Origin of the sequence: Achromobacter sp. UMC71, assembly GCF_014170305.1 — a bacterium.
Taxonomy (GTDB): Bacteria; Pseudomonadota; Gammaproteobacteria; order Burkholderiales; family Burkholderiaceae_B; genus Achromobacter.
On the sequence record NZ_LZZT01000045.1, the window covers coordinates 119,256 to 139,716 of the forward strand.

Consider the following 20,461-nt stretch of genomic DNA (forward strand, 5'->3'; position numbering starts at 1 on the left):
GGTAAGAATGCCCGAAACCGGCTCCTACGTCGAGCGGACCCGCCCGGGGCAGCCCCTGACGGGCGCCCGCCGCATCGCCATCGGGCGCCCCCGACCGGCCGTCGCTCCCGCGCGACGACACGCCCCGTCCAGTCAGCCCAGCACGTCCGGATGCTGGCGCAGCGCCCGCCGCGCGTAATACGCAAAGCCCACCTGCGAGCGCTTGGGCGTCAGGATCCAGTCATGCGCCTCGCTGCCCAGCGCCGGCGGAATCGGCTGGATCTTGCCCGCCGCCATCGCCAAGAGCTGCATGCGCGCGGCCCGCTCGAACTGCAGCGCCAGCACGCAGGCCTCTTGCACTGTGCCCGCCGCCACCAGCATGCCGTGGTGCGACAGCAGGATCGCGCGCTTATCGCCTAGCGCCGCCGAAATGATCTCGCCTTCTTCATTGCCCACCGGCACGCCCGGCCAATCCTTCAGGAACGCCACGTCGCCGTACAACGGACAGTTGTCCATGTGCGACACCTCCAGCGGCACCTCCAGCATCGACAGCGACGCCACGTGCAGCGGATGCGTATGGATGATGCAGTTCACGTCCGGCCGCGCCCGGTAGATCCACGAATGAAAGCGGTTCGCCGGATTCGGCATGCCGCCGCCTTCCTGCACTCGCAGGTCCTCGTCCACCAGCAGCAGATTGTCCGCCGTGATTTCGTCGAACCCCAGCCCCAACCGCTGCGTGTAATAGCGGTTCGGCTCCGGCGCGCGCGCCGTGATCTGCCCCGCCAACCCCGAATCATGCCCGCCGTCGAACAGAATGCGGCAGGTCAGCGCCAGGCGCTGGCGCAGCGTCCAGTCCGGCGTCTCCAGCGTGCGCTGCATGTCCGCCTGCGCCCGCTGTATCAACTCGTCCTTGCCCAGGTTCATCGTATCGGCCATCTCGACTCCTTCCTATGCCGTTTCCAACAACGGCGTAAAGCCCGGCAACGCGCGCATGCGCGCCAGCCAGGCGCTGATATGGGTAAAGGCGGACAGGTCGTAACCGCCCTGGTCCGCCATACTGGTGTACGGATACAACGCAATATCCGCGATCGTCGGCGCTTCGCCCACCAGGAACTGACGGGCCGCCAGATGCGCGTTCATCCACGCCGCCGCCCGCATGCCGATTTCGCGCCATTGCACCATCGCCGGGTCGTCCACCCGCGCCGTCTCGCGCAGATGGATCAACAGGCGCGGCTGCGCGAACGCGTGCATGTGCTGGGTCTGCTCGAAGCTCAGCCAGCTGGCCACCTGCGCCTGCTCCAGGCGGCCTTCCGGCAGCCACGGCGTGCCGCAACCCAGGTACCACAGGATCGCCTGGGATTCGGCCAGCCACTCGCCCTCCGGCGTCAGCAGCGCCGGCACCTGGCGCCAGGGATTGATGCGGCCGAACGCCTCGGTCTCCAGGTCGCCCTGCACGATGTCGAACGTGCGGCGCGTTAACCGCAGGCCCATGAAACCGCAGGCCAGCCGGATCTTCCAGGCGTTGCCCGACCGCAGCGTGTCGGCCAATTCCAGGGGTTTTCCGGCGAGCGGATGCAAGGCGCGGGTCGTCTGGTGCAATGTGCTCATCGGGTCGTCTCTATCTTCTGCGTCATCAGGTGGGCGTTTCGTGTCGCCCGGGTCTCGGCCCCGTTCATCATCGCCATCCTCAATCCATCTTGATATTGGCGCGCTTCACGATCTCGGCCCACTTCGCCTTCTCGGCCGCGATAAAGCGCGGGTATTCATCCGGCGCGCCGGTGTACAGCTGCGTGCCCTGCCCCGCCAGCCGCGCCTTCAGGTCCGGCGACGCCAGCGTCTGGCGCAACGCCGCGTTCAGCTTCTCCACCACCGCCGGCGGCGTGCCCGCCGGCACAAAGAACGCGTTCCACGAACTGATCTGCAACGCTGCATCGCCCGCCTCGCTGGCCGAGGGCACCTGCGGCGCCGACGGCAACCGCTGATCCGACGCCACCGCCAGCGCCCGCAACTTGCCCGACTGTGCATGCGGCATGATCACCGGACTGGCGTCCATCACCACATCCACCTGCCCGCCGATAGCCGCATTGACTGCCTCGCTGCCGCTCTTGAACGGCACATGCACGATGTCCACCCCCGCCGTCAGCTTCAGCAACTCCAGCCCTAGATGCGGTGAACTCGCCGTGCCCGCCGACCCGAAATTCAGCTTGGCCGGATGCGCCTTGGCGTACGTTACGAACTCGGCAAAATTCGCCGCCGGCAGATCGCCCCGCACCGCCAGCAGGTAAGGCGACCCCGACACCAGCCCCACCGGCACGAACTTGTCCGCGTCATAGCTGAGCTTGGCGTAGATCAGCGGGTTCACCACCTGCGTGCCCACCGTGCCCATGAAAATCGTATACCCGTCGGCCGGCGCCGCCGCCGCCACCTGCGCCGCGATCACCCCGCCCGCGCCCGGCCGGTTTTCCACCACCACGCTCTGGCCCAGCGCATCGCCCATGCCCTTACCCACCTGCCGCGCCACGATATCCGTGATGCCGCCCGCCCCGAAGGGCACCACCAGCCGGACGGGATGATCCGGATACGCCGCCTGCGCCGCCCCGCCCAACCCCGCCGCCAACGCCAGCGCGGCGGCCATGATCTTGCTTTTCATACCCTTCCCCTTGTGTCCGCCGCTCGGATGCGGCTATGACACAAAGTTTCCTATAGGAGATTGATTTTCCGCAAGAGGAATGTGATTGGGGGATACCCTGAGGGGCGGGGATATAGTTCGCCTTTGTCGTTGAAGTTCGCCTTTTGGCTTCAGCGGGCAACACCAGCCACTGTGCGGAGATCATCTTCTATTCTGCGCAGATGGACCGCCTCCAGATTGAAGAAAGGCGAACTTCGCGATAAGCGGTGACATAACTAGGTCTGAATAGCCCCGAACCTTTCGGGGCTTTTTCTTTTCCCGCCCAAGAAAGTGGCCGGAGGGATCCCCCCACGATGACTGTCTTCGGCCACAAACTGCCGGTCACATGCGCTCTTAAACCAGCATCGACTGCTGAACGAAGATACCCGCCATCGCTCCTTGCCATGCCGCCGTAGTAACCGAGGGGATGCCGGGGTTGGCAAGGTCACCGGCGGCGTAGATGCCCGGCATGCTGGTTTCACGGCGCTCGTCGGTCTTAAGCGCGATGCCGGTTGGCGTATTGACCGTGGCAAGGCCCAGTGCGTCGTGCAGGTTTACGGACGGCTTGTTGCGCGGATGCGCGAACAGGATGTCGACCGCGACATCGGGGCCGATATCGAGCTTGATGGTGGCACCATGGCTCCCGTGACGTGCGATTTCGGTGATCCGGCCATCAACGAGAGGGACCTTCCGGCCCGCCAGATCGGCCCGTATGTCGGCAGTGATGTCGTGACCGTTGCCGAAGACGGTCAACCTGTCGGTCCAATCGTGAAACAGCCTGACCTGATTCATCGACTGCGGGCCGGGCCAGACGAGGCCCCAATGCTGGTCAGCAACTTCGAAGCCGTCGCAATAGGGGCATGGGATGACGGATGAGCCCCAGTTCTCGGCAAAGCCCGGAACATCAGGCATCTGATCGACGACACCATAGCTCAGGATTACGCGGCGAGCCCTCAACCTTTCGTGATCGTCAGTGATGACGCGGAAATCGTCGACGGCGCCAGACACGCTCTCGGCCCGCGCAGTGACCAAGCTGATCGTTGGATAGCGCGCCAGTTGTCGCCGCGCTTCGACTAGGATGTCCAGCGGCGGCTTGTGGTCGTGGCCGAGCATGCCATGCGAGTGCCCGGCAAAGCGGTTGCGCGGCCGACCGGTATCGAGAACGGTGACCGTGCGGCGGGCCCGGCCGAGTTGCAGCGCGGCGGCGAGGCCGGCAAAGCTGCCTCCGATGATGATGACGTCTTTCATGATGATGGACTCCGTGTTGTGGATGGAGGGTTGGGCTGGGCGTGGTGTGCAGCATCGTTCCGCGATACGCGTTTGATACGATCAGCGAGCGAGGCTTTGCCATTAGCAAGAGAGTTGCCCAAGGCGGTATTGACCCGCCCGACAATGCCGATAACGGTGAGCGCCCGGGCAAAGCCTGCCCGCGTCTTGCAAATTGCGATACTTAATGGTATCGTAATTGGAGAATTTGAATACTGTCAAGTACTGGAATTGTCGTGACCGAAAACAGCCAGGGCCGGCGCGGCCGGCCCGCCAACGCAGCGCTTCGCCAAACGATCGTCGACGCCGCCGGCGAACTCTTTGTGGAATTGGGATTTCAAGCGACGACCATGGACAAGGTCGCGCAGAGGGCGCAGATATCCAAACTCAGCATCTATCGGCACTTCGAGAACAAGGAGGCGCTGTTCAGCGCGGCCATGGTGGCTCACTGCCATCAATTTGCACCCCTGGCCCTTTCTGACAGTGTCGGCGGTTCGGCCGAAGATCAGCTCATGGCGGTGGGATCATCCCTGCTTCGCACGCTGTTAAGCCCGGATGTCCGTAGTGTCGAAGCCATGGTTTTGGCCGACAAGACGAATCAAAAGTCGTTAAGCAAGCTCCATTACGAAGCCGGGCCCGCCCATGTCATCGCCCAAGTCGAGGCCGTGCTGCATAAGTTGCACGCGAAAGCGATTCTGAACGTACCCGATGCTCGCCGATCCGCCCGCTTGTTTGCCGCGCTTTTCAAAGGATCAGATCTTCTGCTTATCGCACGCTTCGATGAGGCGAGAGCAGAGGATGACAGCGAAATCGAATCCTATTGCCGTTCGGCCGTCGCCATGTTCATCGCTGCGCACGGAGGCATCTAAAAGTGCGCTATCGCGGCTTGATGAAGAATCCGCAGAGTTGCATACCCTGTTCGCTCTAATCAATCTGTGGATGATGCGCGCACGCCGATGGGCGAGGCCACTGCACGCGCGCAAAAGCCGCCTCACCAGCGCACGGTTCTAAGCGCCCGCAGAGGCCGGTGACCGGTATCCCTGGCGACGGCGGGGAATGACCGTTCCACTCCAATACCTGCCCGTCGAACAGAGACTGCTCGACCGGCTGCAATGGGTCGGTAGCAGCCGTTGACGAATGGCCGCTTCCGGCGAACCGCCCAAGCCGCAGTGCGGTGTCGGCTTGAGTGAATGATTCAGGCTCAAACGAGCGCGGTTTGAACCTCCACTGTTTCGCCGTCGCTGGCGTGGATACTGGTCCACGCTAGTAGCTCTACGCCGTGCGGTACTTAAATCTAGGCTACGAAGTCTCAACGATTCTGAGCATTCAGCCAAACGCAAACGCGCAAATTCCCCCTAAAAGCGCCCTCGGCCACCTCGTGCCCCTACCCCCGATGGACCGCCCGCGCAGAGAAAGCGCTTGGGAGTGTCAAGTATTCCGCGATCTACCGGCCTATCGGCAAGCTGGGTAACAGCATATCCGCAAGGGTTTGACCTGCAGAGCGATTGAGAAGACAAGCTTGCATGCCAAAAACTCTCGGCCCCTCTAGATCGGCGATAACGGTATCCCCAACAAACAACACCTCATCTGCAACGACGTCCAGTTTCTCAAGCAAGAACTGATAGATGCGTGGCTGCGGCTTTACCGCTCCAACGTCATAACTCATGGCATAGGCATCAAGCATTGGATCCCAAATAAGGTGTCAGACTACGTTTTGAGGGGCGCTCGTCGAAAACGTAGTCTGACACCGTTATTTAGAGAACCGGGTCAGGCATGGCTGGCGACCAACCCGCCTGTTGCCCCCAGATCGCCACCAGCGGCGCCCCTTCTATCCACCGTTGCCTCAGCAGTTCCTGCCCGGTGCTCTTGCTCTCAGGCTTCTGCATTTTCTGTGCCATATGGCGGAATACTCCCGTAATTATCCTTGTTTTCCAGCTGTCGCCGGGGTCCGAGAACGCGTCAACAAAAGTAGACAAGTGACGACAATACTGCCGAGACAAGCGTTATAACGCGAATTGCAACTTCCCGAACGTACCTGATCCACCAGTCTATATGCCGCGCCCGGATCGAAGAGTTATCAAGGAAACGCGGAGTTTAACGTGCCTTGGCAGAGAAAAAAGAGGCTTACAAGAATGTCTTACCTCGGTCCAGCTCCCCATGCCTGATTTGTTACGGGCTTCCGAGCTTCCCCCATTTCAGTATGGCGCCGTATGGCCACGAAAATTTTTCCTTTCACAAGTCGGCAGGTGGCTGCCGCAGGCCACCTGGTTCAAAGCGAATTTTTTCAATGTCCGCTTAGGGTTGAGGCCGTGTGGAAATGCTTTTCGTCCTGACAGCCACAGCACAATCGCCTGGACCGCATTAACTTGGGCGGTCTTGAATTCGATTTTTCGAAGCGGGGCTCACTCAAAGCCGTTTGGGCGGCCCGGATAGGGCCTGAGTTGGGTTATTGGTCACATGAAGGGCGACGCGTCTATGGGGGGATTACCATTCCTAACGAGTACATCTCGATAGTCGTGCATTGCGAGGGCGGATTCTCGAGGTCACGTGCCGTCGCGTTAGCGCTTCATGAGCACAATGGGTTCGCAACGGACCTGGCGACTTTGAAGGAAGCAAACCCGTCCATTCTGGAGCTAATGAGAGCAGTGCGTAGGCAAGTCACCTCGCATAAGCCTCGCCAATGTTCAACCGACGGCTTCCCTTACGTCCTCAATGCTTGTTACTTAACCCAGGCGCGCTTGACGTCATTCCGCCGCCAGGCTTGAAGGAAACTCCAGAAATGGCGAAGGCGATAGCACCCGAATGCTTCGAGTTGCCCGAGTGAGCGCAACATACCAGTCACATGCAGCCGCACAAGCGTCCGGCGTGATGACAGCATGGTCAAACTCAAGGCCTTTCAACAGTAACGTGCTGCCTACCGATTTATCCCGTATCGAGCGCCCGGCTTGCCGCCTACGATTGGCTACCTGCCAGCATGCGTCTTCCATATCGACGTCTGGATTGGACGTAAGCATTTCCAGAGTCGCTCTGACCGACAAGAGCAATTCTGGCCGTACAATCCGCACCGGCTCGGTCCTCGCGAAAACACTCAAGGCATTTGAAATGGCGCTGAAATCATCACTTTGCGCCACGGCACATATTGCTAGCTCTGTTTCTGTCGGCGGATTCACGACACGATTAGGTGAGTTCAGCAGGCTACTCACCCTCTTCTTCTTACCCGAAGCATCAGCGCCTTTCCATACAGCTCCTGCTAGGTCTAACACTGCGAGAGCCCGTTCTAAACCGGTGGTGCGCCTCACATCAGAATAGAAGGTCATCTCGCATGGTCCTCCTACCGGCTCTAAGGTGGTCCCATAAAGGTGCTTTGCGAGCTCGGCTCTCCTTACGGCAGATTTGCTCGTATCTATGATTGCCAACAGCTCATCGCCCCGTTTTCGTACTCGACAATACGAAGACAGCTCTCGACTATTTAGGTCTTTCTGGCACTTTTCCCAGCGCAGGGGTAGATGATGTGCTGACTGAAGGTCGATACCGCCGGCGCGGAACGATGCCCGCATGGTAATCAACCACCGCCCTAGCTCAGCATTACTAGCGCGCACCCATCGATGCGGGATCTCTAAAGCGCCGTGGAGCGGAAAGTCCGTGAGCACAGCACTCCAATCAACTACAGCCTCGTCCGCCTTATTGCGTTCAAACTGGAAGATGGCTTGTAGTGGGTCACCGAAGACATAGCAGCGGAGAATGTCTTTCAGTGCTAGGACAATTGCGTGCTGTGCGACTGAACAGTCTTGGTACTCATCAACGAGCACGCCATCATAGGATGCTTTCAATGCACTGGTGACCGCGCCAGAATTTATGAGCTTGGCAGCCGCGCCGTACACCTCGCTCCAGGACTTGCGCTTACCCTCTGCCGTCTTTACGAGACCAGATGCTCCCGGATATGCTGAGGCCCATCTGAATGCCCAAGCCGCAATAGTGTCGACATGAGCCTTTCCGTCGCTAACATCGAGGCTTAGCAGACGCTTGCGCAGTGCGTCGCGTCCGGCGATTGTATGCGTCAGAACAAGCCAGCGCCCCGGCACGAGGGCGGCAATCCTCGCAATCTGCTCTGTCTTGCCTGTTCCTGCCGGGGCCTCAATAGTTCCGGCTCCGGACCGCAAGAGCCGCTCAACGGTTTCCTCAAGCATCGTCAAAAAGCCACGAATGAAGCTCCTCCAAGGTAGCAGCCAACGTCCCATCTGCCTGAGCAAGAACATCCGGCAGGTACGTTCGACCGATGGAAAAGCAAAGGTCGAAATTCTTCTTCATCCACTTTTCCGTGTTGGCTTTCAGGCCAATCACCCCAGCGTTATTGGCGTCGCTCAGGTACGGGAAGACGTCAGAAAGCTCAGGGAAGTTCGTCTTAAATGCTCCGTTCAGCTGGCCGCAGCCCGCTTTTACCGGGAACCCGTCGTCAGATAAAAGCGTCTTCAGGAGCGCCTTCCGCAGCTCGACAGACTGTACGCCTTGAAATAGCTCCTGCTCAGTGCAACGGCCATTTCCCCATTCAAAGTGCTCTACCTTATTTTTCTTGAATTCTTCAATTGTCTTAGGCGCCGGCCGATTGTCGCTGTCAGTGAGTAGCGCTACCTTATAACCTGACTCAGCGTAGTGGATGGCGGCCGCGAAAGCAGCAGTATCACCTCCACCGTCCACCGCAGCTACTCCCAAACTCTGAAAGTCCAAAGGTAGTGTCGAGGCCCATCCCTTCATAAGGCCAACCTCTGTCTGCCCCTCGCACACAAGAATCTTTGTAGATAGAAGCGCCTCACCCTGGTAGCGGGTGTAACGACGCTCATCGTTTGTAGCCGTCTCAGTTTTACTGGCTTGCCGAATCCTGAGTCGGCCGTCCTTACCGTCCCTTCTGCAGACACTGACTTCCGGGAGACGCAGCTCTTTTAGGACGGTCGGAGAATGCGTCGTGATGAACACCTGCCCCCCGCTGACAACCTTGTTTCTGAGGTGCGAAACAAGCAGCGAGATTCGATGTGGTTCCAGACCGTACTCCAGCTCGTCTACAAGGAAGCACTGTTTGGCACCGGAGTCGGAACTCTGCAACGCGGCCACAGCGAGCCTAGACGACCCCGTACCCATGCACCTGACAGGGATTTCACCATCATGGAGGGCGACTCCCCCTGCCCCCATGGAAATGCTCGCGAAATCGAGGTTAGCGACGAGTCCTTTTTGAAACTGGACGCCAAGCTTTTCGATTTCACCAGAGATGGTCTCTAGGGGTTCACTAAACGCGCCTGCCGCTTCCTGAGTGAACGATTTTCTGGCAGAGCGAATCAGCCGACTAAGCGTTATTGGCAGCTCCTCTGGCGACGGTCCCACTCGCTGCAGGGCAGACCCTCTACCCCAAGACAAATGGCGGTTCGAGTAGCCGCCAACTCTGGCTGGCGACAACACTTTACGGTCCTCGAACGAAATCCTCTTGCTCCGGTCAATCACGTCGTTGCGCCGCGTGACTATGTGCCAGTCCGGCTCTAGCGATTTATCGACGACCAACTCTACCGCGAGTACCGGTTCGATGCCTTCCGCCTCGTTAGGTTCCTCCCGCCACTGCTTATCGGGGGCGCCACTGGACCATCCTGACAGGTGGAGCCCATAGCGGTCATCTCGGAGGAACTCCCTTGGAAGCTCAGCTAGGACTGCTTTTATCTCAATGGGGTGCGATGTATCACCCTCGTAGAAGTCAAGGTCGTCAAACGTGATGTTGTAGCGCTCTGCGAACAGTAAATCGATGGCATCCAGGACTGTCGTCTTGCAGCTGTCTCCCGGTCCGACAAGACAGTTCACGCCTTTTCTCGGTGACCATGCGAGTAGGTGGATGCCACGGAATCTCTTGATAAAAAGCTGCTTTATGTACACGCTTCACCCACGGAGATACGACAGTTTTGATGCAAACACGAGAACCTAGTGGAATGCACGATAGCGATATCGTTGTACATTGGCCCATTGCCCGATGGGGCGTGATGCCGGGAATTGAACCCGGGTCTCCAACGCGTTACGATGTTGGTCCCACCCAACCATCGCTAGCCACTCTCCGCGAGCGGTATGAGCGTCGGCGCTTTGTCCTTCTAAGCTACACCACGTACTGCACACACGTCGAAGGTGACTCGACGCGTACCGCTACGACGTCAGGACTCGAACCTGAGTCTCCAACACATGTTCAGGCATATGCCCTGCCTTTGAACAACCACCCTCCGCGGGCGGCTTGAGCGTTGGTGCTCGTTCCTTCTGAGCTACGTCGCAAAACCTGCAAACTGCGCATTCTTTACTTGACCACCGTTAGCGGCTTCTTCCTGGTAAGCCGCTCAGTTTGCTCACGCTTACGGCGTTCCCGGTCTTCAATCCGCTCCTGAGCAAACGGCTTGGCATGTTCTATCAACCCCGAGAGGTCATATTCATTCGTGTCGTTATCGCCTGAACTAGTCTTGCGCGCGACACGCTTTATGTACTGCGCGGCCTCCATGCCGGCTATCCGCTTCTGTATCGTGCGGGGTGTCACGCCGATTGCCTTGGCCAAGGTAGCCTTGGAAGGATGCGGAAAGTCCTTCGGCTTCCACCAGTAGCCGGCCAAGTGCAAAAGGATGTTGATGTCGAGCGGAGACAGCCCCAGCGCTTGTTGCCTCTCAAATATGACGTTCGGAATAGAAGTCCAACCAGCCTTTGCGAGCGGCGCACTCCACTTCGCTGCGACACTTTTATCAACCTCTTGCCCCTCTGCTTTTTTGACTGCGGTCATCACTGTTTCCTTCGAGCTGACGTGTTGAGATAAGTATCTCGGCCCGGCCGCATCCTGACAAGACTTTGGGACCAGGCAGGGGGAGAACGGCGCAACCGCCCCCGGGCGTATCTTTTGTGTGTTGACGTGTCGTTTTGTCCCTATATCCTGATTACTTGGTGTCCTTATTCTTTGGGGGAATTTCGGGACGCCCCCGGAGAAGTCCCTCGGCCCCCCCCTCCCAGATTCTGTGCTCTCCCGGGGGAGTACCACATAACTCCCCTATTTAACCGCAAGCGTTGGCGCGACGGACACAAGTTAGTGCCCGAAGATTGGCCACGTGCCACCTGAGCGCCTTCGTGCTGGCGTCCATACCTCTGGGCGCAAATTGCCGCCTACGGCAGGAGCAGTCATCGGGGTCGCCGACGCAGGACGACCGCAATTAGCCTTCACCGGGTATTGGAATCAACCAAGCGAATTTCCGCTCCTGGCGGAGAACCGACATAGTCTAGGGCAAGCAAATCGTCGGCCAACAGGTTGCGTCGCTCTGACAGCACCGTCAAAAAGGCGAACTTTGACATAAAAATCAGCAGTGCAAGAGTGCCACTTATCGAAACGGCGAAATTCTAGCTCTCAGTAAATCGCCCTACCCCCTACAAAGAAAAGGCGAACTTTATTCCTGCTACTCATACCCTGAGCAGCTGGAATAAAGTTCGCCTTTTTTGTTGAAGACAGGGAATTGCCAGAGTAGGAAACGTCGTGCTTGGCATTAATGACACGGAGGCGTTTGCGGCCCGTGGCCGTCGTGTGGTGCCACAGTATCAAGACGCCGTGCGCGACCGCCGCGCGCCGGGAGACTCGGACTAGCCCCATCAAGGCGCAGGGGCCTCACCGCGCAAGCAGGACGCCTACCCCCATGACCGCCAGCACGAAAGCCGAAAGCCCGGCAAAGAGGAAGTCCCGGTCGCGCAGGAACATGCAGGCTAGCAGCGCCACACGTGCCACCGGCAGCAAGATAAAGAGCGCAACGCCAGCCTTGAGCAGACCGAAGCCGCCTTGCGGAAAAGCCAGACCATGTCCCAGTTGATCAAGCGCCATCAAGGCCATGCCCGCCGCGATGATGGTAGAAGCCACCCAGGTGCCATACCCAAGCAGGCCAGCGATCAGCCGGTCGTTCTTTTCGATTGCGGGGATGGACTGTTTCATCAATGGCCGTTCGGAATGGAGATATCAAAGGCGCTAAGCATCATCTGCACGGCCAGAAGGACCAGCACGACCACAAAGAAGAGGCGCAATTTGTCGGCCGGCAGCCGTACCAGCAGGCGCGCGCCCGCCACGGCGCCGACCACCGATCCGAGCGCGATGGGGCTGGCAATGCCGATGTCGATGTCGCCCCGCACGAGGTAAGCGCCCGCGCTGGCGGCGGCCGTGACACCGATCATGAAGTTGGAAGTGGCCGAGGAAACCTTGATCGGCAGCCGCAAGGCCGTATCCATTGCCGGAATCTTCAGTGCGCCCGAGCCGATGCCCAGCAGCGCGGAAATCAGGCCTGCGCCGTACATGAAGAAAAGGCCCAACGGCACCCGGCCCACGCGATAGGCCACATCTTTGCCAAGCGCGCGATCGGGGAACTGCGCGTGCAGGCGCAGCCTGGTGGCCCAGCTGCGAGCATCCGGCACGCTAGTGTTGAGCACCTCCCGGCGCCGGGCTAGCATCTGCTGCGCGGACAGCACAAGGATAGCGGTGAACAGGACATACAGGACCTTCGTTGGAAGGATGCCGATGAGCAGAACGCCCGTCAGCGCGCCGACTGTCGTGGCGGTTTCCAGTACGATGGCGAGCCGCACATTGGTCAGCCGCGCCTTGAGAAAGGGAGCTGCGCTGCCGCAGGAGCATGCAATCACGGAAACAAGGCTGGCGCCGATGGCCACATGAATGTCCACCCCAAACAGCTGGGTAAGTATCGGCACGATGAAGATCCCGCTCGCCATGCCGAGCACGCCGCCCAGCGCACTTGCGCCAAAAGCCGCGGCAAATAGCCAAAGGGTAGTGGATACGGCCACGAACGGGGACTCCATCACTGCCGAGCCGGGCGCAGCAGCGTCGTGGAGAACCGGATCAGGTCTCCCCGATAGAACAGCTTTTCATAGTCTATTGGCTTGCCGCCCAGGGTAAACGAGGTTCGCACGATGAGAAAAATCGGTGCCCCGACCTTGACGCCAAGCGCGGCGGCAACGTTCGCCTCTGCCGTTACCGCCTCCAACTGGTACCGTGCCTCGATCAATGGCACCAGGTATTTGTTTTCGAGCAGATCGAAGATCGGCTCGACGTCCAGATCATGGCTGACCACTTTTTCGCCGATGTCCAGCGGCAGGTAGGTTTCGTCGAATGACATGGCGACGCCGTCGGCCAGCCGCAGCCGTTCGATCCGGTAGACCTTGGCGCCGACCGGCAAGTTGAGCTGTTGAGCGACCGTGCTGTCCGCCTCCACGATCCGCTTATCCAGCAACCGCGCCGTGGGGTTTTTGCCCAGGACGATCATGTCCTCCGCAAAACCCGTAAGTTGTGTCAATTCCTGCGTTAGCCGCGGTTGCGCGACGAACGTCCCTTTGCCGCGCCGTATCTCGACCAGGCCGCGTCCGACCAGGTTCTCTATCGCCTTGCGCAGCGTCGTGCGGCTCACGCCAAAGCGTCCCATCAACTGCTCTTCTGCAGGAAGCTGGCCTCCTGTGGGAAGCGCACCGGAAGCGATCTCGGCGGCCAGGCCCGCTTCGACCTGCGCGTATAGGGGCGTGCTGCCCAATAGTGTCGGTTTCATGGAAGACATCATGACATCGTGACGTCACGATGTCAACGGCGCCAAATCGTGTACCGCTACCCATTGCGGCATGGACTCCAAGCTGCGGCTTTGCCGCGCTATCGGCTGCCGTGGCGCCCTTCCGCGGACCGGATAAACGGCATCGCGTCACTGAGTTTCTAACGCGGCGGCAAGTCGGCACTTGGCGTCGCTGAAGGCCAGAATCGGCGCCCGGCTGATGACGCGCAGTACGCGCGGCCTGTGCCTGACGGAGGCCGGGCAGAACTTCTATCAGAGCTGCAAGAGCGTGCTGGTCGACATCAAAGACGCCGAGGCAGCAGCGAGCGCCACGGTGCTCAATCCGACAGGCACTCTGCGCGTCACGGCTTCCCTATCATTCTCCGTGCATCACATCGCTCCCTTGCTCAAGGAGTACACGGCCCGCTATCCGAACGTGCGGGTGTATATCGAAGTCTCCAACCCGTACCACGACCTGATCGACAACAATATCGACGTCGCCATCCGGACCCGCGAGTTCGAACGAGACTCCAACGTAACTATCCGACGCCTGGCAGCCACACGCCGCATTCTTGCCGCGTCGCCCGGCTACATTAATACCTATGGCGTGCCCGCCAGCGTCGATGATCTGGCAACTCGCAATCTTCTGCTCTACACCTATGCCAACAGCCCGAACGAGCTCAACTTTTGCAGAGGCCAGGAAACGCGCAGTATTCATGTGCAGGGCCTGCTGGAGTCGAATGACGGCCAGGTGCTACGCGCCGCCGTGCTGAGCGGATTCGATCATGGGTGTCTCAGCACGCCGACGTGCGCCAGCCGGCCTTAGGGTTGCGGCGTAGGATCCCATGCGCGATGCGATAATCCCCCTCTCGGCGCAGCGATTCTGGACGAATCGTTCGCCCGCCGTTGAATGAACTTCCAATAGCTAGCATAGGAAACATCGACATTGTCGCGCGCCCTTCGATATTTTTCGTCGCCTGCCTTACGTTGGGCATTGCCGACGCTGGTCCTGCTGGCCGCCGCCGGATGCGGGTCTACTTACGCCGACAGCCCGGCCAAAGCCGACGCCGCATCCAACGCGCGCACACCACCGCTGCGCAAGCTGAACCCCGCGCCGACGCAGGCCTATGAAATACGGCTCACACTTGCTAATGCGTCCGATCTCTCAAGCGCAGCCGACGGCAAATCGCCGTTTACGGTAGTCGAGGGCACTGTGCAGTTCGACGCCAGCAACGGCGCCCGCTGTGGCAAATCCAACGCCCTGTCCGGCCACGTGCCGACATTGTCCAGCCACGAACCGTTCCGCCTTTCCCGTATATCCGCCACCGAGTACGTGGGCACCGTGTATGCCGACATGCTGCTCGATGAGGACTATTACGGACGGGGGGTATGCCATTGGGCATTGACAGAAGCCCGCGTCGCTTTGCGAGCGCGAGCGGACATCGCCGATACGCGATTCGTAGCCGGGCTGCCTGCGAAAAAAGTGCTCGCGGGCGGTACACAGGCGCGCCATTTCTGGAAAGGCTATTACCCTCGATTCGAGGGCGGGCAACATGCTGATTATGGAAACAACCAGTTGGATGCCGTTCCGGCCGATAAGCTTAACGAGTTTTTCACCGTGACACTGACGGCCAGGAAGATCGGTGGCGACGCGCAAGGCAAGTAAATAACACGCACCCAGTTCGGAGCGGGTTGCTGCGGGCAGGGTCACTAACTCCAGCGCCCCGCTCTCGGACGGAGGCAGGACGCGCAAGCTTCTTTCGACGGGTGTCACTTCACCTGTTCGATATCCCCCGGCTTCCAGCTCTTGTCGAAGGCGGCCGGTTCAGGCCCGTAAATGCGGATGTAGGCAAACCACCCCTTGCCAGACGACGTCTTGATCCAACGATTTTCGCCGCCTTTGGGCGCCTTGGGCCCGAAGTACAACTCGACGGGCTTGGTCTTGTCCACGTCCTTCAGTTCGAACAGCGAGCGCAGGGCCGCCATGTCCTGGTCCGTCTGAACTTGCGAACGCGTCGCGGCGTCATACACCGTGACCGACCAGAACAGCTTGCCCGGCACGGGCTGGGGAATCGTCAGCTTGTATTGCTTGCTGCCATCCAGATAGGCGCCCTTGCTGTCGCGCGCGCCCAGCCAGTACAAAGAGCCGGCGCCGGCATCGCGCCGGAACATGGCGGGCGACGCCACGATGGCTTGAGCGAACCAGCGGTCGCGCGCTTCCAGGTCGATGCCCGCCGGTGTTTCAAATTGCGCGTTGGTCGGCACCAGGCCAGCCCACTCCCATTGCCGATCCGGCCAGTTCTTGCGATCCGGTCGCGTGCTGGCGAAGGCGCCCACCAGCATCTGGTCCCGACCTTCGCGCGCGGCGCGCGTCAGGATGCCTTTGGTGCGCGCATCGGGTTGGAAAGGTTTGCCCTTTTCGATGCCAAGTTCCGCCAGCAGACCGTACATGGGCAAAAACTCGGGAACGCGTGCTTCGGCCTGGATGATGCCGTTGAGCTGCTCCCAGAATTGGAAGTTGTCTTCCCAGCGCAATGACGTGCTGTCCATTGCCTTTTTGGACGTGTCGACGGCAGTCAGGGGTTGCGGGTTATCGGCGCTGGCCAGCGGGTAGATCTTGATATTGCGCAGGCCGTCCAGCGCCTTTTGCAAATCGCCTTCGGCTGGCAAGGCTCGGACGGCGACCAGATTCTTAAAGGACTTCGAGTGCCCGACGTAGTAGCCCTCGGGGATCTTGCCGGAGTATCCCGGCGGCAGCACCAGATGTTTGCCGCCTTTGCCCGCGTCGGGACCGGGTAGGCCCATGTCCAGCACCCAGCCCTGGTTGTGGTCGTCCACCAGGCCGATGAACGGTCCGGGAGGCAATTCGATCACCATCGGACCCTCTTTCAAATCCAGCACGCCTGAACCGTACGGCGTATCGGAATTGAGCGTGAACCCCACTTGGCGCGGGCCCGTTGCGGCAATGCCCCACTGCTTGCCGTCTTCAATGCCGACGGCCCGGTTGCCGTTGAAGATGCCTTCCACGGACACGGTGGGATACCAGAAGCGGTACGCCACGATCGCGCGCTGCAACGCGGCGTCGTCGCGCGCGCGCTGGCTGGCCTTTTCAGTCGGGAAACCTTTGTTGAACGGGTAGGAAGGCGGCGCGGCGGTATCCGCGGCGTGGGCGGGCAGACCCGCGGCAAAGCTCAGGCTCAAGGCGGCCAGGAAGGTGCGTTTCATCGTTTCATCCCAGATTGAATGCATGTGTGGCCGCCGTACCGTCGCGTGGCGCAGGCGGGATCCGCAGAGATCGGGCCAGGGCGCGCGCAGGCCAAGCCTGCGCGCCTTCGGCTTGCTACTTCAGCTTCTCGACATCGCCGGGTTTCCAGCTTTGGTCGAAGAACGGCTGCTTCGGCCCATACAGGCGCAGGATCACAAAGAAGCCCGAGCCGGGAACGGTTTTCAACCAGTTCTTGCCGTGTCCCGCCGGTTCGGTGGGGCCAAAATAGATATCGGTCGAGCCATCAGGATTGACGTCGGGCCGGTCCATGGTGTTGATGGAAGGGAATGGCTGCCCGTTGGCCAGGCCCGCTGCGGTTTCGGGCCGGTACACGGTGACGGACCAGAAGATGCCCGCAGGAATGTCCTTGGGCAGGTGAAGCCGGTAGGACTTGCCGCCGGATAGCGGGTCGCCGTCGGCATCCCGGAACGCGACGGGATACTTGGCGCCCATGCCCGCCATGTTCACGGCCATCGCCGGGCTGGCCGAATACGCCAGCGCGAAAAAGCCGGTCCGTAGATCCAGGTACTTGAACGAAGGCCCGGTGAACTCGGTGTTGACCGGGAAGGGATTCACCCATTGCCGGTCGGAATACCAGCGCGTGTTGGGGACGACGGGCGGAGGATCGTAGGCGATCGCGCGGCCAATCCGGTAGGCGGTCTTGCCAGCCTTGTCCAGGATTTCCCGCGTGTGGGCGTCGGGATTGAACGGCTGGCCCTTGATGATCCCGATACTGGCGAGCATGCCGCGCATATCGGCGTCGACGGGGTCCACGTATTCGCTGTCGATGAACCGCGACAACATGTCGAAGGCCGTGCCGTCGGTGGGGTACAGCATGTTGGGCGCTGCCTTGGACCCATCCGGAAACTGCATGGGTTTGGCAGATGCCTCTTTACCCAACGGATAGATTCGGGTGCGGGTGATCAGGTCGACCGGGTCGCCGAGATTGGCGGGGTCCTTGAAGAATGCGCGCCAGAAAACGAAGACGTTGTAGGTGCGCGATTTGTAGACGATATAACCCTTGGGGATCTGGCCTTGGTAATCGGGCGGAATGACCAGGTACTTTGCGCCCTTGCCCTTGTCGGGGCCGGGCAACCCCACGTCGCCGCACCAGACATCCTTGGCGTACGGCTCGGGATACCAGGTTTTCTCCGTCACCGGCGTCGGATTGCATATGGGACGCTGGAAGAAGTCGTCAAGAATGCCCTGAAGGCCCGGTGGCACCTCCAGCACCATAGGCCCATCCTGCTTCAAATCCAGATAGCCCATCGCGTAGATGACGTCCGAGTTCGGCGTCGTGACCAGCGTGTTGGCATTGAGCCGTTCTTTCCACACCGGAAGGACGTTGTAGCCCTTGCCGAACAGCCGCTCGGATCCTTCCTTCATGGCGAAGATATTCAGCGCCGGTTGCGCCCACAAGTAGCTTTGGACGGCTCGCTGATAGAGCAATTCATCTTTGAGCGTTGCGGAATCCGCTTTGGAAAGATACCCCTCTTGCAGGGGGAATTTGCGAAAGCTGATCGTACCGGGAGGATTTCTGGGCAGGAGGCGTGCCGCACCCCGCAATCAGGGAAGCCACTGCCAGAGTCGAGCAAATTGCCTTGAGCGCCATACGGGTTTCTTAACAATGATTATTGATAAGTCACTTGAACGTCCCAACTGCGAATGCATCGAAAGAAAATACCGAGCCAGATTATCACGATTTTTAATACGGATGAATATAGTCGCGCAGCACCGCTCGTGAAGGACCGTTTTACGCGAGGCTTTTCCGAAAAAAAATATTTCGTCTGCAACGCAGCCCAGTTTCTCAAGCAAAAACTGATAGATGCGTGGCTGAGGCATTACCGCCCCAGCGTCATAGCTCATGGCATAGGTATTGAGCTTTTGACCAATGCAAGCCCCGATCGCGTAATCCCGTCCAAGGACCACGATAGGCAAAGCTGGCCCGTCGGGCACTCTGGTTCTTGCTGCTGCCCGCCTGCTTGACCTATGCTGGTCTGCCAGGCCCTCCGAGGCCGTCTTCCGGAGAAACTGCGCATGTTGGACCATATCGAAATCAACGTCAGCGACTTTGCACGCAGCCGCGCGTTCTATCTGGGCGCGCTCGCGGCGATCGGCTATGTGCCTCGCAAAGAGCTGCCTACCGGCATAGGGTTTGGCGCAGACAAGCCCGGCGACGGCGACTCCCCGAGCGGCGCATTCTGGATACACCCGGGCACGCCCAGCAGCCCGCGGGTCCATGTGGCCTTTCGGGCTCGCAGCCGTGCCGAGGTCGACGCCTTCCACCGGGCGGCGCTGGCGGCCGGCGGCCGGGATAACGGCGCACCTGGCGTTCGTCCGCAATATCACCCGCACTATTACGGCGCCTTCGTGCTGGATCCCGACGGATACAACGTCGAAGCCGTGTGCCACCGCGCTCCATCTCACTGACCAGAGTGACCGTCCGTTCAACCTTCGGGAATCGTCTCATGAGCCTGCAACTACGAGTGCTTTCGCTTTTTGCAATGTGTGCGATGTCGGTCGGCGCCGCGGCCGAAAATCTGCCGGTGGTCCAGTTCATTGCGACAGGCGGCACGATCGCAATGAAGGTCGATCCTGTCACCAAAGGGGTGGTCCCCGCCATTTCGGGCGACGACCTGATGCAGACGGTGCCCGACGCGGCCAAGTATGCCCGCATTGAAGTCAACAATTTCTCGGCCATGTCGGCCAATTATGTCGAACCCAAGTGGTGGACGCGACTGACCAAATCGGTGGACGACGCCCTCGCCCGGCCGGAGGTGGCCGGGGTGGTGATCGCCCATGGCACGGACACGATGGAAGAAACGGCATACTGGCTTGATCTGACCGTGAAGTCCGACAAACCCGTGATCCTGATCGGCGCGCAACGCAATGCCTCTTCCCCGGATTTCGACGGACCGCGCAACCTGCTCAACGCGATCCGGATCGCGACCTCGCCGGACGCCGTGGGCAAAGGGGTGATGATCGCGATGAACAATCAGATCAACGCCGCGCGCACGGCAACCAAGACCCACACCGCCGACGTTGAGACCTTCAAATCGGGGGATTTCGGATTTCTGGGCGAGGTCTGGTCCGACCGCGTGCAGTTCTCGCGCACGCCGCTGCGGCGGCAGCACATCGATATCGGCGCGGGCGAGATGCCCCGCGTCGAAATCCTGCCCATGTTCGGCGGCGCCGATGGCGACCTGCTGCGCTACGCGGTGGACCAGGGCGCCAAGGGCATCGTGGTCCAGGCCGTGGGCATGGGCAACATGAACGTCTCCCTATTCGAGGCCGTCAAGTACGCGTTGGGCAAGGGCGTGCCGGTCGTTATCTCGACCCGCGTGCCGAACGGACGCACGATGCCGGTCTACGGATTCCCTGGTGGCGGCAAGACGACGTTCGACGCTGGCGCGGTCATGGCGGGCGACCTCAGCCCGCAGAAAGCCCGGTTGCTGCTGATGCTGCTGTTGCATCAAGGGCAGACCAGCAAAGAGGCGCTGCAGGCGGCGTTTGACCGGTAAATGCTGCGACACAACGCTTGACGACTCGTCCGAGGGCTTACCGGCTGCCGCTGCCCTCGGCATCCGGCCAAGACCCCGTCAACCAGGCACGGGCAAGCACACCCGGCCAGCAGGAAATAACGGCGTCAGTTTTGTTTTTTCGCGTCAAAATAGCGGACCCGGGCACACGCCGGGTGTCGCA

Annotated in this window: 18 protein-coding genes, 1 tRNA gene and 1 pseudogene; 6 read left to right on the forward strand and 14 right to left on the reverse strand. The window is 60.2% G+C overall.

Annotation, left to right across the window (positions count from 1 at the left end):
- Positions 1 to 132: 132 nt before the first annotated feature.
- The 4 genes from A9974_RS21470 to A9974_RS21485 form a co-directional block, all read right to left on the reverse strand.
- Complete coding sequence (locus tag A9974_RS21470; protein ID WP_183006199.1) at positions 133 to 915, reverse strand: aldolase; 783 nt, start codon at positions 913 to 915, stop codon at positions 133 to 135.
- A 12-nt stretch (positions 916 to 927) separates the two neighbouring features.
- Positions 928 to 1,587: a glutathione S-transferase family protein gene (locus A9974_RS21475; protein WP_183006200.1), complete on the reverse strand. Its 660-nt coding sequence runs from the start codon at positions 1,585 to 1,587 to the stop codon at positions 928 to 930.
- 79 nt (positions 1,588 to 1,666) lie between these two features.
- Entirely contained in the window at positions 1,667 to 2,629 is a 963-nt protein-coding gene (locus tag A9974_RS21480) for a tripartite tricarboxylate transporter substrate binding protein (protein WP_183006201.1), read from the reverse strand.
- Positions 2,630 to 3,001: 372 nt separating this feature from the next.
- Positions 3,002 to 3,895, reverse strand: coding sequence for an NAD(P)/FAD-dependent oxidoreductase (locus tag A9974_RS21485; RefSeq protein WP_183006202.1), 894 nt, complete (start codon positions 3,893 to 3,895; stop codon positions 3,002 to 3,004).
- Positions 3,896 to 4,149: 254 nt separating this feature from the next.
- On the opposite strand from A9974_RS21485, the gene A9974_RS21490 reads away from it, so the two are divergent.
- Positions 4,150 to 4,782 (forward strand): TetR/AcrR family transcriptional regulator, encoded by a 633-nt coding sequence (locus A9974_RS21490; RefSeq protein WP_183006203.1) that lies wholly within the window; start codon positions 4,150 to 4,152, stop codon positions 4,780 to 4,782.
- Between the two features lie 575 nt (positions 4,783 to 5,357).
- Here A9974_RS21490 and A9974_RS21495 read toward each other — a convergent pair.
- From A9974_RS21495 to A9974_RS21530, 8 genes are all read right to left on the reverse strand, one after another.
- Positions 5,358 to 5,597 carry an HAD family hydrolase gene (locus A9974_RS21495; RefSeq protein ID WP_183006204.1) on the reverse strand — a complete coding sequence of 80 codons (240 nt, stop codon included), beginning with the start codon at positions 5,595 to 5,597 and terminating at the stop codon, positions 5,358 to 5,360.
- Positions 5,598 to 6,657: 1,060 nt separating this feature from the next.
- Complete coding sequence (locus tag A9974_RS21500) at positions 6,658 to 8,100, reverse strand: UvrD-helicase domain-containing protein (protein WP_183006205.1); 1,443 nt, start codon at positions 8,098 to 8,100, stop codon at positions 6,658 to 6,660.
- Positions 8,093 to 9,751 (reverse strand): ATP-binding protein, encoded by a 1,659-nt coding sequence (locus A9974_RS21505; protein WP_183006206.1) that lies wholly within the window; start codon positions 9,749 to 9,751, stop codon positions 8,093 to 8,095. The genes A9974_RS21500 and A9974_RS21505 overlap by 8 nt, the downstream gene beginning before the upstream one ends.
- Before the next feature lie 171 nt (positions 9,752 to 9,922).
- Positions 9,923 to 10,047 (reverse strand) — tRNA-OTHER (locus tag A9974_RS21510).
- 182 nt (positions 10,048 to 10,229) lie between these two features.
- Positions 10,230 to 10,700, reverse strand: a complete 471-nt coding sequence (locus A9974_RS21515; RefSeq protein ID WP_183006207.1) for a helix-turn-helix domain-containing protein — start codon at positions 10,698 to 10,700, stop codon at positions 10,230 to 10,232.
- Positions 10,701 to 11,567: 867 nt separating this feature from the next.
- Positions 11,568 to 11,885 (reverse strand): DUF1634 domain-containing protein, encoded by a 318-nt coding sequence (locus A9974_RS21520; RefSeq protein WP_183006208.1) that lies wholly within the window; start codon positions 11,883 to 11,885, stop codon positions 11,568 to 11,570.
- Positions 11,885 to 12,742, reverse strand: coding sequence for a sulfite exporter TauE/SafE family protein (locus tag A9974_RS21525; RefSeq protein WP_370539667.1), 858 nt, complete (start codon positions 12,740 to 12,742; stop codon positions 11,885 to 11,887). Before A9974_RS21525 ends, A9974_RS21520 begins: the two co-directional genes overlap by 1 nt.
- Positions 12,743 to 12,756: 14 nt before the next feature.
- Positions 12,757 to 13,497 carry a GntR family transcriptional regulator gene (locus A9974_RS21530; RefSeq protein WP_255468279.1) on the reverse strand — a complete coding sequence of 247 codons (741 nt, stop codon included), beginning with the start codon at positions 13,495 to 13,497 and terminating at the stop codon, positions 12,757 to 12,759.
- 166 nt (positions 13,498 to 13,663) lie between these two features.
- Here A9974_RS21530 and A9974_RS29525 point away from each other — a divergent pair.
- The 3 genes and pseudogenes from A9974_RS29525 to A9974_RS21540 form a co-directional block, all read left to right on the forward strand.
- Positions 13,664 to 13,747: pseudogene (locus A9974_RS29525) on the forward strand (hypothetical protein); the annotation flags it as partial.
- Between the two features lie 81 nt (positions 13,748 to 13,828).
- Positions 13,829 to 14,320 carry a substrate binding domain-containing protein gene (locus A9974_RS21535; protein WP_370539672.1) on the forward strand — a complete coding sequence of 164 codons (492 nt, stop codon included), beginning with the start codon at positions 13,829 to 13,831 and terminating at the stop codon, positions 14,318 to 14,320.
- Between the two features lie 120 nt (positions 14,321 to 14,440).
- Entirely contained in the window at positions 14,441 to 15,160 is a 720-nt protein-coding gene (locus A9974_RS21540) for a hypothetical protein (protein WP_183006211.1), read from the forward strand.
- A gap of 104 nt (positions 15,161 to 15,264) precedes the next feature.
- Here A9974_RS21540 and A9974_RS21545 read toward each other — a convergent pair whose 3' ends face one another.
- Entirely contained in the window at positions 15,265 to 16,719 is a 1,455-nt protein-coding gene (locus A9974_RS21545) for a DUF1254 domain-containing protein (RefSeq protein ID WP_183006212.1), read from the reverse strand.
- Positions 16,720 to 16,834: 115 nt separating this feature from the next.
- Positions 16,835 to 18,325 (reverse strand): DUF1254 domain-containing protein, encoded by a 1,491-nt coding sequence (locus A9974_RS21550; protein WP_220806066.1) that lies wholly within the window; start codon positions 18,323 to 18,325, stop codon positions 16,835 to 16,837.
- 471 nt (positions 18,326 to 18,796) lie between these two features.
- Here A9974_RS21550 and A9974_RS21555 point away from each other — a divergent pair, with 471 nt between their 5' ends.
- Entirely contained in the window at positions 18,797 to 19,189 is a 393-nt protein-coding gene (locus tag A9974_RS21555; protein WP_183006213.1) for a VOC family protein, read from the forward strand.
- Between the two features lie 38 nt (positions 19,190 to 19,227).
- Positions 19,228 to 20,280 carry an asparaginase gene (locus A9974_RS21560; RefSeq protein WP_255468280.1) on the forward strand — a complete coding sequence of 351 codons (1,053 nt, stop codon included), beginning with the start codon at positions 19,228 to 19,230 and terminating at the stop codon, positions 20,278 to 20,280.
- Positions 20,281 to 20,461 lie beyond the last annotated feature (181 nt).